The following is a 14,332-nucleotide window of genomic DNA, read 5'->3' on the forward strand; positions in this document are numbered from 1 at the left end:
CACCGACCCGGGGGACGGTGCTGTGGTATGTGTGGCTGCTTGTCGCCCGAGGCTCTTCAAAAGAGGCATCCCGGGAAAGCCGATCAGAAGAAGAAGGTGACGCCGCCTTCTACATAACGGCCCTGGGTGTTGTAGCCATTGACCAGCTGATATTCGCGATCGAAGATGTTATCCAGCTTGGCGCTCAGCTTGACGTTCGGCATCACCTGCCAGCTGGTGCGCAGATCGACCACGCCATAGCCGGCAGTGCGCGTGTCGGTGTAGGTGTCTGCGTCAGTATCGCTGCGGCTGGCGCTGCCACGCAGCGTGGCACCGAAGCTCCAGTCGTCGAGTGCATAATCGGCATCCAGACGCGCAAAGCGCTGGGCGCGGCGCTTCAATTGCTCACCGGTATCGCGGTCCTCCGGGTCCTGCCAGGTCATGGCAAGGTTCACGCTCAGAGCCTCGCCTTGCCAGCCACTGCTCAGCTCGACGCCGCGGATACGTGAGCGATCGATATTGATCGGTGAGAAGTCGACTCCTTCGTAGCTGATCAGATTGTCGATATCGGTCTGGAAGGCATTCAGGCCCAGATGCCAGTGATGTTGCTGCAGGCGCCAGAACAGTTCGGTCGTGGTGGAGGTCTCGGCATCGAGGTCCGGATTGCCGGAGCCGTAGGGGCTGTAGAGGTCGATCAGGTTCGGTGCCTTGAATGCGCTGGAATAGCTGGCACCGAGCTGTTGCGCGGCCGTCAGATCATAGGCGTAGCTGGAGCCGCCCGTCATCTGGTGGCCATAACGATTGTCGTCGTCGTAACGCAGGCTGGTCGTGACGTGGTGACGCTGTTGCTGAAGGTGCCAGCTGCCGTAGACGCCGGTGGCGTAGCGGCTATCGACGCTGTAGCCCTCGGCGGTGAAGTAGGGGCCATCGGCATCCAGGCTTTCCTCGCGATGGTCCACCCCCAGACTGAGCGTGCCGAGGTCGGTGTAGAAGTCGTGGCGCAGGCCGACCTCGTTGCGGGTGCTGGCGACACGCCCGGCATCACTGCCGGCTTCGGTGTTCTCGTACTCATCCCGCGTGCGCGCCACGCTGACCGTCATGTCCCAGTTCGGGTTCAGGTGCGTCAGCAGGCTGGCATCCAATACCATCTGGCTGCCTTCGCCGTGGCAGTCTTCCGAGGCACTGAAGCTGCTGTCGTAGCAGTCGTCATAGTCGTAATCGGTCTCGGTGTTGGCGACGCCGAGGCTGAGCGTGGCCTGCTGACCGAAGTCTTGGCCAAGGCGTAGTTCGGCGCCCGTGGCCTCGTAGCCATCATCTTCACTGCCGGTATCGCGGGCCGAGAAGCCATCGCTCTCATCATGATGGAGATTGGCCGAGAGGCGCGTGTCGTCTTCCACCGAGCTGAACTGGGCGTTCTGGCGGAAGGTGCCATCGCTGCCGGCACGCAGGGTGACTTCTGCATGCTGGCCGACTTCGCTGCCGCCACGCGTGATCAGGTTGATCACACCGCCGATGGCATCGGCGCCGTAGACGCTGGCACGCGGGCCACGCACGATCTCGACACGCTCGACGGCGGCGAGTGGCAGGAATTCGAAATGCGCCAGGCCATCGGCACTGTTGGCGACGCGCTGACCATTGACCAGAATCAAGGTGTGGTCGGACTCGGTACCGCGCATGAAGAGGCTGGTCTGGCTGCCCATCGGGCCGCTGCGGGCGACCTCGATACCATTGCGTGATTGCAGCAGATCGACCAGCGAATTGGCCTGCAGGCGATCGATCTCGTCACGCGTGATGACGTCGGTGCTGGCCAGCACATCATTCTGCAGCTGCGGAATGCGATTGGCGGTGACCTGGACGGTGTCCAGATCCTCGGATGAATCGGTGGTCAGCGCATCAGCAGCGACGGCGGGCGGGGTCAGCAGCAGCAGGCTACCGACGAGGGTGAAGCTGGCCTGCGCAGATGCGCGACCACGAGTGTTGTTGTGTTTCATGAATGATCCTCAAGCGTCAGACGCAATGAGGAGGACAGCGTGACAGGGTGCGCGAGCACACGTCCCCCGCACGCGCGCTGATCAAGCAGGCCCGTCGCGGGAGATTTGCCACTGGTGAGGCCCTCCGCATCAACCAGTGTGGAAGCGAGGGCCGGTCTCCGGACTGACGCCTGGTGGACTCCAATGGCAGGAGTCTCACCCCCTCATGCGCCTTCCCACCTCCTTCCCTTGGGGGAGGCCCGAATGACAGGTCCTCCCGGAGGCAGTGGCTGGCCGTGTCGATCTTGTCGATCGTGGTCGACCTGCATGAGCGTTGCGATCACCGTTGCGGGGGCAGTACGGGATTTTCACCCGTTTCCCGAACACCCTGGCTTCAACGTGAACCATTGTCTGGGGCGGGGGTGAGGGAGTCAATCGGCAAACCGGCGTTGCGCTGGCTGCCACCCAGGGCTGCTCAGGTGCGGTCATTCAGGGGGAGAAGTCAGAGGGCGAGCAGAGGGTAAGTCAGAGGCTACGTCTCAGGTTGTGCCAGATACGACAACGCCCGCACGGGGCGGGCGTTGTCGAGATGACGGTCTGGCCAGTTGGCGGTGTCTGCTCCATGGAAGCTCATGCTACAGAAGCCAGTTCTCTGGAGACTGGCTCACAAGCGAGCGTCTCTAGAGAGACAGGAACAGACCGGCAAGACTCGCTGACATCAGGTTGGAGAGGGTGCCGGCGAGAATCGCCTTCATGCCCATCTGCGCGATATCACCGCGACGGTTCGGAGCCATCAGCCCCAGGCCGCCCATCAGGATGGCGACGGAGGACAGGTTGGCGAAGCCGCACAGTGCGAAGATGATGATGGCTTCAGAGTGCTCGGACAGCTTGATCTGGTGGCTGGCGAGATCGGCGAAGGCGACGAACTCGTTGAGCACCAGCTTCTGACCGATGAAGCTACCCGCCTGGATGGCTTCGTGCCACGGCACGCCGATGACCCAGGCCACCGGTGCGAAGGCATAGCCCAGCAGCAGCTGCAGCGTGATGTCTTCATAGCCGAACAGGCCACTGACCCAGCCGACAATGATGTTGCCCAGCGCGATCAACGCGATGAAGGCCAGCAGCATGCCGCCGACATTGATCGCCAGCTGCACGCCAGAGGCTGCGCCGGAGGCGGCGGCGTCGATGACGTTGGTCGGGCGATCGATGTCCTTGCCCAGCGCTTCTTCGACGCTCTGGGTCTTGGTCTCGGTCTCCGGGATCAGCATCTTGGCCATCAGCAGGCCACCCGGCGCCGCCATGAAGGAGGCTGCCAGCAGGTACTTGAGGTCGATGCCCAGCGAGGCATAGCCCACCAGTACGGAACCGGCCACCGAGGCCAGGCCACCGGTCATCACGGCGAACAGCTCCGAGCGGGTCATGCCGGCGATGAACGGACGCACGACCAGCGGGGCTTCGGTCTGGCCGACGAAGATGTTGGCGGCCGCGGACAGGGACTCCGGACGGCTGGTGCCGAGCACCTTCGACAGGCCGCCGCCGAGCACGCTGATCACGACGTTCATCACGCGCAGGTGATAGAGCACCGCGATCAGTGAGGAGAAGAACACGATGATCGGCAGTACGCGCAGCGCGAACACGAAGCCGCCGCCGCCGAAGACTTCGAACATCTTGTCGCTGACCAGGCCGCCGAACAGGAAGTCCATGCCGACGTTGGCACTGGACATTACGGCCTGTACACCTTCGCTGAGCCCAAGCAGCATGCTCTTGCCGGCAGGCACGTAGAGCACGAAGATCCCCAGCATCGCCTGGATGGCAAAGGCACCCAGTACGGTGCGCAGGCTGATGGCGCGTCGGTTTTCAGAGAGAAGGAAGGCAATCCCCAGCAGGGCGAAGACGCCCACCAGGCCCATGACGATCTGCATCAAGCAGCTCCTGAATGCGTAGGTGTTACGTTGAGGACAAGGCAATAGCGCTGGCCACAGGACGGTATGGCCAAAACTGGCGCGTACTCTACCAGTATTTTTGCCCTCTGTCGGAGTCTGCCACTAACGTTTGACGGATTTTTTGTGAATCGCGCGAGGCGTACCTGCGTCAACACGCACGAGGCCCGCCATGGGCGAGCCTCATGCCTTCCGTCGTGATATTCCGACGTGATGCTGACTATGCCTGCTGTCAGGTGCCGGCACCCGGCAATCGACTGGCCGGCAGGGGGCCTGACCCCGAGCCCGGCGGCGTCTGTGATGACTTGCTGCCCGCGCCCTTGTCGGCCTGGGGAGCTTCGGCCTTGTCGGTCCTGGGCTGGGAGGTCTTGTTCAGCTCCGGCGAGTCGGCATGGATCAGGCTGATCAGCGTCTCGCCGGCCTTGGGCTCCAGCGCCACGGCCGTGTTGGCGATCCGGATGCGACCCTGACTGCTGATGCAGAACAGCGGCAGCAGGCGCTCTTCATGAATTCTGCGGTAATCCTCGAGGCTGAAGCTCTCGGTGATACGCGCACGCCGGAATTGCGCGCCCTGAGAAAGCAGGCTCGCCAGCTTGGCATAGGTGATCTTGCCATCGAACAGCAGCGGCAGATGCCCCAGCGCCTGGTCCTGCTGGCGCTTGGCATTCTTGCCATTGTCCTCGGCGAGTCGGAAGACACGCCCATGACCCAGGATGTGCTCGAAGTGCAGCGCGGCCAGGCTATTGAGTTCGCGATAGGGCGACAGCGGCATCAGGTGGCCGATGCCGGTCAGCTCGAGATGCTGGGCGGCATGCTCGGAGAGCGGATTGCCGTAGTAGACCGGCAGGCCCGCCATGCGCGCTTCCTGCACGGCGTCCCAGTTGGTATCGGTCAGGCGCACCGAGAAGCCGGCATCGACCAGTTCACGGGCGACCTGGCGCGACACCGAGTTGGCGCCCAGGATCAGGAACCCCGAGGGCGGTGGCTCGCCGACGCCCAGCACCTTGACGATGGGACGCGACAGCAGACTCTGGACCACCACCGTGCCGATGATGACCAGGAAGGTCATCGGCACCAGCATCTCGGCGCCCTCGATGCCCTGGGATTCGAGCTTGAGGGCAAACAGCGAGGCGACCGCTGCCGCGACGATGCCACGCGGTGAAAGCCAGGCCAGCAGGGCCTTCTCGCGCAGCGTCAGCCCGCTGCCCAGGGTGCACAGCCAGACCGTCAGGGGGCGTGCGACCCACATCAATACCGCCAGGAAGATCCACGCCGGCCACGACAGCAGGGACAGCTGCTCGACGGTCAGGCGCCCCGCCAGCAGCAGGAACAGTCCCGAGATCAGCAGAACCGTCAGGGTCTCCTTGAACTCGATGATCTGCTGGGTCGGCACGCCGCGCATGTTGGCCAGCCACACGCCCATCACGGTGACGGTCAGCAGGCCGGATTCATGGAACAGGGTGTTGGAGATGGCGAACAGCCCCAGCATCACCATCAGGGTGCCGAAGTTGTGCAGCTTCTGCGGCAGCCAGAAATGACGCAGCACCAGCCCCCAGCACCAGCCACCCAGTGCCCCCATGCCCAGCCCGAGGCCCACCGTCTGGGCGAACAGCAACAGGGTATGCGAGGCCGCATTGCCGGTCATGCCGAGCGCGACGTACTCATAGACCAGTACCGCCAGCAGCGCGCCGACCGGGTCGATCATGATGCCTTCCCAGCGCAGGATCTGGGTCAGGTTGCCGCGCGCGCGCAGCGTCTGCAGCAATGGCATCACCACCGTCGGGCCTGTCACCACCAGCAGGGCGCCGAGCACGGCGGCCATCTCCCAGCGCATGTCGAGCAGATAGTGGGCGGCCACGGTGCCGATCACGCCGGTGATCACCACGCCGGTGGTGACCAGTCGCCTGACGATATGGCCATGGCCGCGCAGGTCCTTGAAGTCCAGCGTCAGGCTGCCCTCGAACAGGATGACCGCCACCGCCAGCGAGACCAGCGGGAACAAGAGATCGCCGAGCAGCTCATCCGGCTTCAGCCAACCTGTGACGGGGCCGGCGAGGATGCCGACGATCAACAGCGGCAGGATGGCGGGCAGACGCATGCGCCAGGCCAGCCACTGGCAGCCGAGGGCCATCAGACCGATCAGGGTCAGGGCCAGAGCAGGTTCGGTCATCGGGTGTCTTCCTTGGAGTCAGCGAAAATGAGCGGTGCCACTGTTGCGGTCACCGCTCATCGTTTCGTTGTGTCTCAGCCGTCTGTCAGTGGCCCTTGCCCCTGCTGGTCTGCACAGGCTTGAAGCAGGGGCAGGCGCCACTCAGCTGCCGCGCGGCAGGCCGAAAGGGCGCAGCCTAGCGATTGATTCCGTGGTATGCAACGTCGCGTTGCCTTATCGCGCTCTCCTCATTTCCTTTCTCTGTCGTGCCCACGTGATGGCGTCGGGCAGACGCGATCACTCATTGGGCGCGACGCAGCAGTGGCAGCAATGCCTGCAGCGGATGCGGCAACTGGCTGCCGGAGAAACGCTTGCTCTGACTGCGGCACGAATAGCCACTGGCGACCAGCTTGCCCTGATTGGCGTCGTCTTCGACCACGGCCTTCCACGACAGGTCATAGATGGCACGCGAGGTCTCGAGATTGCGCGCTTCGTGGCCGTAGGTACCGGACATGCCGCAGCAGCCGGTGGCGATGGTCTCGAGCTTGAGGCCGAAGGCGGAGTAGACCTGCTGCCAGGCCTTGGCCGAGCCCGGGGCATTGGTGCTCTCGGTGCAGTGGCTCAGAAGCTTCATGCCCGGGTCCATCTTGCCCAGCACCGTCTTGGTGACGCCGACCGGCAGCAGCTTGCGCAGGCTGATCAGCCATTCCTGCAGCAGCAGGACATCAGGCACCGCGTCCGGGCCGAGGGTCTTCACGTACTCCTGACGATAGGTCAGGGTCATCGCCGGGTCGATGCCGACCAGCGGCACGCCGAAGTCGGCGATCGCCTTGAGACGCTCGGCCTGGGCACGCGCGGTACGCTGGAAGGCGCCGGTGAAGCCCTGCACCTGCAGCGGCTTGCCGTTGGGGGCAAAGGGCGCGACGAAGACATGGATGTCGAGTCGCGACAGCAGCTCGATGATGTCGATCACCAGCTGGGCCTCGAAGTGACTGGTGAAGGCGTCCTGCACCAGGATCACGCTTCTGGCCTTCTGGGATTCGGTCAGACGGCCCAGCTGGGTCGGCGTCGCCTCGGACACGCCCCAGCTCTTGAGCTGTCTGCGCAGGCTGGCGCGTGACAGGCGCGGCGCATCGACCATGCCGATCGGGCCTTCCAGCAGACGACTGACCAGCTTGTTGGTCAGCAGGCCGTTATAGAGCGGCGTGACGCGTTCGGCCCACGGCAGCACGAATTCGAGGCTGCCGATCAGGTAATCGCGCAGCGGACGCTGATAACGATGGTGATAGACCTCAAGGAAGCGGCTGCGGAAATCGGGCACGTTGACCTTGATCGGGCACTGGCCCGCGCAGGACTTGCACGCCAGGCAGCCGGACATGGCGTCGTAGACCTGCTGGTCGAAGTTGGCGTCAGACTGACCCTCAGTCTGTGCGGTGCCGGCACGGCGTGCCTTGAGCGAGGCGCTGAGGCGCGCCGGCAGACGCGCCAGCCACATGCCGGTGCCCTTGAGGCCCGGCATACGCGTGGCCTGGGCCTCGGCGATCACGTCGCGGCCGGCGTTGCCTTCCAGGCGCAGCCATTCACGCATCAGGCTGGCACGCCCCTTGGGCGAGTGGATGCGCTGGCGAGTCGCCTTCCACGACGGGCACATGGCGTCGTTGGGGTCGTAGTTGTAGCAGGCGCCATTGCCGTTGCAGTAGACGGCACTGGCGTATTCCTGCCACACGCGCTCATCGATCTGACGGTCGAGATCGCCGCGCATGGTCACGTCATCGATGCGCATCAAGCGGGGGTCGAAGGCCTCGACGGCGCTGTCAGCGCGATCACGCTTGGCGCTTTGGCTGCTCCCTTCGCTGCCCTCTTCGCTGCCCCCTTCGCTGGCGCCAGCGTCCTCGACCAGCGCCACTGACAGGCGGGGGGAGGCGATCTTGCCCGGATTGAGCTGGTTGTGCGGGTCAAAGGCCGCCTTCACGTCCTGCAGCGCGCCGTAGAGGCTGCCGAAGAAGCGAGGGGAGTACTCGGAGCGCACGCCCTTGCCGTGCTCGCCCCACAGCAGGCCACCGTACTTGTGGGTGAGGGCTGCGACCTCATCGGAGATCTCGCGGATCATTGCCTGCTGGGCGGGGTCCTTCATGTCCAGCGCCGGGCGCACGTGCAGCACGCCGGCATCGACATGACCGAACATGCCATAGCGCAGGCCACGGGCATCCAGCGCGGCGCGGAATTCGGCGATGTAGTCGGCCAGATGTTCCGGCGGAACGGCAGTATCCTCGACGAAGGGCAGCGGGCGGGCTTCGCCGTCGACATTGCCCAGCAGGCCCACCGAGCGCTTGCGCATGCCATAGACACGACCGATCTGCGCGCGACCGCGGGCTTCGGTGAAGCCGAGACGCTCGACGCTGGTATCGCTGGCCAGGTGCTCGCTGAAGGCGCGGACCTTGGCATCCAGCACCTCTTCGCTGTCGGCATTGAATTCGATCAGGTTGATACCGCCGATGGCCGGGGTGCCTTCGGCGCTGGCCGGGAAGAATTCCTCGACGCTATCCCACACGAAGTCCTGCATGGCGAGGTTGAGCACGGTGTCATCCACCGTCTCGATGGAGGTCGGGCGATTGCCCTCGACCGACATCAACGCCTTGGCGTCGCGCAGTGCGTCCATGAAGCTTGCGTAGCGCAGGTTGATCAGCGTCGAGCAGGGCGCGATGGGCAGCGCATTCAGCTCGGCCTCGACCACGAAGCCCAGCGTGCCCTCGGCGCCGCACAGCAGGCTGTTGAGGTTGAAACGACCATCGGCCTCGCGCAGGTGGGCGAGGTCGTAGCCGGTCAGGCAGCGGTTGAGCGGCGGAAAGATGTCGGCGATTTCCTCGGCGCGCTCATCGGCGATCGCGCGTGCGGTGCGGTAGACCTCACCGACGCGATCCTCACGTGCACACAGTGTCTCGAGCTCGGCATCATCGATGGCATGGCTCGACAGCCGTGTCCCGTCGAGCAGGACGCTGTCGAGCGCCAGCACGTGGTCACGCGTCTTGCCGTATTCGCAGCTGCCCTGACCGGAGGCATCGGTATTGATCATGCCGCCAATGGTGGCGCGGTTGGAGGTCGAGAGCTCCGGGGCGAAGAACAGCCCATGCGGCTTGAGCGCGGCATTCAGCTGGTCCTTCACCACGCCGGCCTCGACGCGCACGCGACGGTTCTCGACATCGATCTCGAGAATGCGGTTCATGTGCCGCGAGACATCCACCAGCACGCCATCATTGAGCGACTGGCCATTGGTGCCGGTACCGCCGCCGCGTGGCGCCAGGGTGACGCCCGAAAAGCGTGGCTCGTGGGAGAGGCGCGCGATGCGCTGGACATCCTCGGCATGGCGCGGGTAGACCACGGCCTGAGGCAGCACCTGATAGAGCGAGTTGTCGGTCGACAACACGGTGCGGTTGGCGTAGTCCGGACTGATGTCACCGGCAAAGCCTGCATCTCGCAGGGCGGCCAGGAAGTCCAGATAGAGGGAATCGACGGGGGCGGGCATATCCAGCAGGCGTTCGGTCATGATCTCGCTCGGGCAGTGAGTCGCGTCAGGCAGGCATCCAGGGCCAATGGGCCTAAGCTTACCTGAGCTGGGCGTGTGGCCCCAGCCCAGCGCGGCATTGCGTCACTCGCGAGACGGGAATTCAGGTGAAAGGAGTGAGGAATGACTACGCTGTGAGGAGTCATCAAATCAAGGTGTGTGCGCCCGAATGCAAGCAGCAAGGGGGATGATGTGCACATGCTGCGGGCGATTGTCAGGCGTCAGTCGCCGCTTCAGTGGTACCGTCAGCCATCGCAAGGCAGGCCGTCATGGCATATCCCCTCCGTTTCTTCCCTTGAAGCTGTCTTCCCTCTTCCGCTGAGTCATCAGGAGTTAGCTCATGGCATCGTCCACCTATTCCTCGACCTCCACCTGTCATCGCGAGTCTCGCCAGCCGCCCACGCGATTGGGAGTGCTGGGGGTGGGGGAGTTGGCGGAGTCATTGCTGGTCGCGTTGGCGCGCGGTTGTCAGCGCGAAGGCCGCTCGCGGCATGATCTGGAATTTCATCTCTCGCCGCGCAACGACGTGCGCAGTCACCGTCTGGGCTGGCGTTTCGGTGCCATCCGCCACGTAAGCAATGTCGCGGTGTGTGAATCGAGCCTGTGCCTGCTGGTCGGCGTGCGGCCAGAGCAGCTCGAGGCACTGGCAAGTGAGCTGCGTGAAAGCCACGCGCTGAGCAAGGATCATCACCTGATGGTGCTGGCGGCCGGGGTGCCACTGCAGCAGCTGCAGCGCTGGTTCGCGCCGGCGCGAGTGGTGCGGGTGATGACGGGGCTGGCGGTCTGTGAAGGGCAGAGCGCCCTCACGCTCTATCCGGAAGACCCGCTGACGCGCGACCTGCTCGGGCCGGCGGTCCGGCAGATCATCGCCTTCGATGATGAAGCGGCCTTCGAGGCCAGCATGCTGGCGGTCTGCGTGAATGCCTGGCAGATGGCGCAACAGCAGGCGTTGCTCGACTGGTTCCAGACGGTGCCCGGCATGAGCGGCCCCCAGGCGCGCCTGTTGCTGATGGCGCAGTTGCGTGATGCGCTGGCCTTGATGGAAGCCCACCCCGATACTCCGCCCGGCGAGCTTGCCTCGCGTATCGGCACCCCCGGCACCTGGACGGCACGCGGTCTGGAGCAGCTGGGGGGCAAGGAAGGCGCACACCGCCAATGGCAGCATGTGCTGGAGCAACTGCGCGCGGAGATCGAGCAGGGCAGTGCGTCCCCCGGCAGTGAATGAGACGCTCTGCCGCCTGATGTCTTCCGCTCTCAGCCACCCCTCAGACACCCGCGATGCCCATTGGTCAGGAGGCGCATCGCGGGTGTCGTGCTTTGTTCAACCTGCCTTTCGTGAGTCGTGGATTCCCCGTGGCTGGCGATTTTCCTACAATAGAGCGCTAGGCGGCACCCTCGGGTGCCAGAGTGGCTGGCGGCCGATCCATGGCGTTGCCCAGCGCTCACTCGCAATGAATCGAGCACGGGGCATACAAGGCACATGGGAACCTGGTTGGCAGTAGCAGCGGGCGGCGCCATCGGGGCGCTGGGACGGTATCTTGTCAGTGGCTGGATCGGCGCCGCCGCCGGGCGTGGTTTCCCGTGGGGGACCCTCGGCGTCAATCTGATCGGCAGCTGCCTGATGGGGTTCCTGTTCATCTGGGTGACCCAGGAGCTCAAGCTGGCCCCCGTCTGGCAGGCGATCATGGTGGCCGGCTTCACCGGCGCCTTCACCACCTTTTCCACCTTTGCCCTCGAGGCGCTCAATCTGATGATGAGCGGACGCATGCTCGCGGGGCTGGTCTATGTCGCCGTCAGTGTGGTGGCGTGTCTGGGCATGGTCGCGCTGGGCATGAAGATCGCACGCGTTCTGCTGTGATTCCCGCGCCCGGGCGCGCCATCCTGTCGCCTGGGCGGCTGCGAAGCAGGGCATGGCTGAGGTAGACTAGTGCGCATAACCTTTCCGCGCCGCGATGCGGCCTGAGTGATCCGACGAGAGAGCCTTCCCACATGCTGGACCCGAAACTTCTGCGCGCTGATCTTGAAGCGACTGCCGAGCGCCTCGCACGTCGTGGCTATCAGCTGGATACCGAAGCCTTTGCCGCGCTGGAAGCGCGCCGCCGTGACCTGCAGGTCGAGACGGAATCCCTGCAGAACGAGCGCAACACCCGCTCCAAGTCCATCGGTAATGCCAAGGCACGCGGCGAAGACATCGCGCCGCTGCTGGCAGAAGTCAGTGATCTGGGCGAGCGTCTCGACGCCGCCAAGTCCGAGCTCAATGAGCTGCAGGCCAAGGCCGACGCCATGGCGGCCAGCCTGCCGAACCTGCCGGACGCCGAAGTGCCGGAAGGCGCTGACGAAAGCGACAACGTCGAGCTGCACCGCTGGGGCACGCCGCGTGAGTTCGATTTCGACGTGCGCGACCACGTGGACCTCGGTGAGCTCAAGGGCCAGCTGGACTTCGAGCTGGCGGTCAAGATCACCGGTTCACGCTTCGCCGTGATGCATGGCTCCATCGCGCGTCTGCACCGTGCGCTGGTGCAGTTCATGCTCGACAAGCAGACGCTGGAGCATGGCTACGAAGAATATTACGTACCCTATATCGTCAACCGCGATTCCCTGATGGGTACCAGCCAGCTGCCCAAGTTCGAGGAAGACCTGTTCAAGCTCAACGATGATCGAGATTTCTTCCTGATCCCGACCGCCGAAGTGCCGCTGACCAACATGGTGCGCGACGAGATCATCGACGCCGGCAGTCTGCCGCTCAAGTTCACCGCCCATACCCCGTGCTTCCGCAGTGAAGCCGGTGCCTATGGCCGTGATACCCGCGGCATGATTCGCCAGCACCAGTTCGACAAGGTCGAGATGGTACAGGTCGTCGCGGCGGAGAAGAGCGACGAAGCCCTCGAAGAGATGCGCGGCCACGCCGAAGCCATCCTGCAGGCGCTGGAACTGCCGTACCGTGCCGTGACCCTGTGCACCGGCGACATGGGCTTTGCCGCCGCCAAGACCTATGACCTGGAAGTCTGGCTGCCGAGCCAGGCGACCTACCGCGAGATCTCCTCCATCTCCAACTGCCGTGACTTCCAGGCGCGCCGCATGCAGGCGCGTGTGCGTGTCGAAGGTCAGAAGAAGCCGCAGCTGGTGCATACCCTGAATGGGTCCGGTCTGGCCGTGGGCCGCTGCCTGGTCGCCGTGCTGGAAAACCATCAGAACGCCGATGGCTCCATCACTGTGCCGCAGGCGCTGCGTGGCTACATGGGCGGGGTGGAAACCATCAACGTCTGAGGTGCGTGAATCGCCGTAGTGGATTCGCGTAGTCAAGGCCCCCGCTTTCCCATGGAAGCGGGGGCCTTCGTTTATCGCGGAGACAGAGGCCTTGCCCGATCGCACCACTCGTTATTCCCTCTGCGCGACTACAACGTAGCATCAGGGTTGTTATTCTTATTGGTTATTTTAGAGAGTAGTTCTTATGCTCTAAAATGCGACCCATCGAAGGCTGCTCCCCAGCCTCGCCGCGTTTGTGGATGTGCCCCATGGAATTTCTCAATCTCTCCTGTGACCCCTCACGACTCCAGCTGTGCCTGATCGGTGGCGGCCAGGAGGCTGTCGCGCTGGCCGAGCGTTTTGCCGGCCTCGGTGCAGACCTGTGTGTCTACGGCGATGCCCGCATGCCGATGCTGGAGACCCTGTGTGGTCGTGAAGGTTGGGAGGTTGCCGATACCCTGTTGCCCGTGCCGGCCCCCGGCCAGCTATGGCTGGTCGCCACCGGCAGCGAAGGGCGCGATCGCGGCATCCTGCGTCATGCGCGCGAGCAGCACGTGATGGTGTTCGCGCCGAGCCACCCCCGGGACTCCAGCGTGCGCCTTCCGCCGCGCCTGGTGGCCGGCGAGGCGGTATTGCCCGTGAAGGAGGAGGACCGCTTCACGGGCACGCAGGGCCAGGTGGCGTTGGTCAGCGCGGGGCCGGGCGATCCGGAGCTGCTGACGCTCAAGGCGCTGCGCCATCTGCAGCAGGCCGATGTCATCATTCATGATCGCCTGGTCAGTCACGAGATTCTGGCGCTGGCCAATCCGGAGGCGCGTCGCCTGTATGTCGGCAAGGCGCGCAGCGATCACAGCGTGCCGCAGGAAGGCATCAATCAGGCGCTGGTGGATTACGCCCGTGCCGGGCATCGCGTAGTGCGCTTGAAGGGCGGTGACGCCTTCATCTTCGGGCGCGGCGGGGAAGAGCTCGAGACCCTGGCCGGTGCCGGCATCAGCTTCGAGGTCGTGCCGGGCATCACGGCGGCTTCCGGTTGCGCGGCTTACGCGGGTATTCCGCTGACTCATCGCGACCACGCCCAGTCGGTGCGCTTCGTCACCGGCCACTTGAAGGATGGCAGCTGTGACCTGGATTGGGAGGCGCTGGCGCGCCCGGCCCAGACGCTGGTCTTCTACATGGGGCTCGGCAGCCTGGGGCTGATCTGCGAGCAGTTGATCGCCAATGGTCTGGCGGCGTCCACGCCGATCGCGCTGGTCGAGCAGGGCACCACCGCGCGTCAGCGTGTGCATGTGGCAACGCTGGCCGACATGCCGGCGCAGATCGCCGGTCAGGGCCTCAAGCCGCCGACGCTGATCATCGTCGGGGATGTGGTCAAGCTGCACGATTCGCTCAAGTGGTTCTCGCCGAATGCCGACAGCAGCCTGGGGTGGGAAGATGGCAAGCACCCGACGCCGCTGGCCAATGTGGTATCGGTCTAGAGCGACCGTAG

At 64.5% G+C, this 14,332-nt stretch carries 8 protein-coding genes and 1 riboswitch; of the genes, 4 read left to right on the forward strand and 4 right to left on the reverse strand.

From position 1 onward, the window contains the following. Nucleotides 1–83 precede the first annotated feature (83 nt). The 4 genes from H2O77_RS03885 to H2O77_RS03900 all read right to left on the reverse strand — a co-directional run bounded on the left by H2O77_RS03885 (nucleotide 84) and on the right by H2O77_RS03900 (nucleotide 9,582). On the reverse strand, nucleotides 84–1,970 hold the full coding sequence (locus tag H2O77_RS03885; protein ID WP_215823949.1) for a TonB-dependent receptor: 1,887 nt from the start codon (nucleotides 1,968–1,970) through the stop codon (nucleotides 84–86). 131 nt (nucleotides 1,971–2,101) lie between these two features. After that, nucleotides 2,102–2,373: riboswitch (cobalamin riboswitch) on the reverse strand. 256 nt (nucleotides 2,374–2,629) lie between these two features. After that, nucleotides 2,630–3,871 (reverse strand): NupC/NupG family nucleoside CNT transporter, encoded by a 1,242-nt coding sequence (locus H2O77_RS03890; protein ID WP_043332439.1) that lies wholly within the window; start codon nucleotides 3,869–3,871, stop codon nucleotides 2,630–2,632. 250 nt (nucleotides 3,872–4,121) lie between these two features. After that, entirely contained in the window at nucleotides 4,122–6,059 is a 1,938-nt protein-coding gene (locus H2O77_RS03895) for a sodium:proton antiporter (RefSeq protein ID WP_215823950.1), read from the reverse strand. A gap of 280 nt (nucleotides 6,060–6,339) precedes the next feature. After that, the gene (locus H2O77_RS03900) at nucleotides 6,340–9,582 is read right to left on the reverse strand and encodes an FAD-binding and (Fe-S)-binding domain-containing protein (RefSeq protein ID WP_215823951.1); all 3,243 of its coding nucleotides are present in this window, start codon (nucleotides 9,580–9,582) and stop codon (nucleotides 6,340–6,342) included. 358 nt (nucleotides 9,583–9,940) lie between these two features. On the opposite strand from H2O77_RS03900, the gene H2O77_RS03905 reads away from it, so the two are divergent. The 4 genes from H2O77_RS03905 (at nucleotide 9,941) to cobA (ending at nucleotide 14,321) form a co-directional block, all read left to right on the forward strand. Continuing rightward, nucleotides 9,941–10,825 carry a hypothetical protein gene (locus H2O77_RS03905; RefSeq protein WP_131431404.1) on the forward strand — a complete coding sequence of 295 codons (885 nt, stop codon included), beginning with the start codon at nucleotides 9,941–9,943 and terminating at the stop codon, nucleotides 10,823–10,825. 255 nt (nucleotides 10,826–11,080) lie between these two features. Beyond that, complete coding sequence (crcB, locus tag H2O77_RS03910; RefSeq protein WP_215823952.1) at nucleotides 11,081–11,458, forward strand: fluoride efflux transporter CrcB; 378 nt, start codon at nucleotides 11,081–11,083, stop codon at nucleotides 11,456–11,458. Nucleotides 11,459–11,589: 131 nt separating this feature from the next. Further along, nucleotides 11,590–12,867 (forward strand): serine--tRNA ligase, encoded by a 1,278-nt coding sequence (serS, locus tag H2O77_RS03915; RefSeq protein WP_043332430.1) that lies wholly within the window; start codon nucleotides 11,590–11,592, stop codon nucleotides 12,865–12,867. 248 nt (nucleotides 12,868–13,115) lie between these two features. Then, entirely contained in the window at nucleotides 13,116–14,321 is a 1,206-nt protein-coding gene (cobA, locus tag H2O77_RS03920; RefSeq protein ID WP_346428199.1) for a uroporphyrinogen-III C-methyltransferase, read from the forward strand. Nucleotides 14,322–14,332: the final 11 nt, after the last annotated feature.

Origin of the sequence: Cobetia sp. 4B, from assembly GCF_018831605.1 — a bacterium.
GTDB lineage: Bacteria > Pseudomonadota > Gammaproteobacteria > Pseudomonadales > Halomonadaceae > Cobetia > Cobetia amphilecti.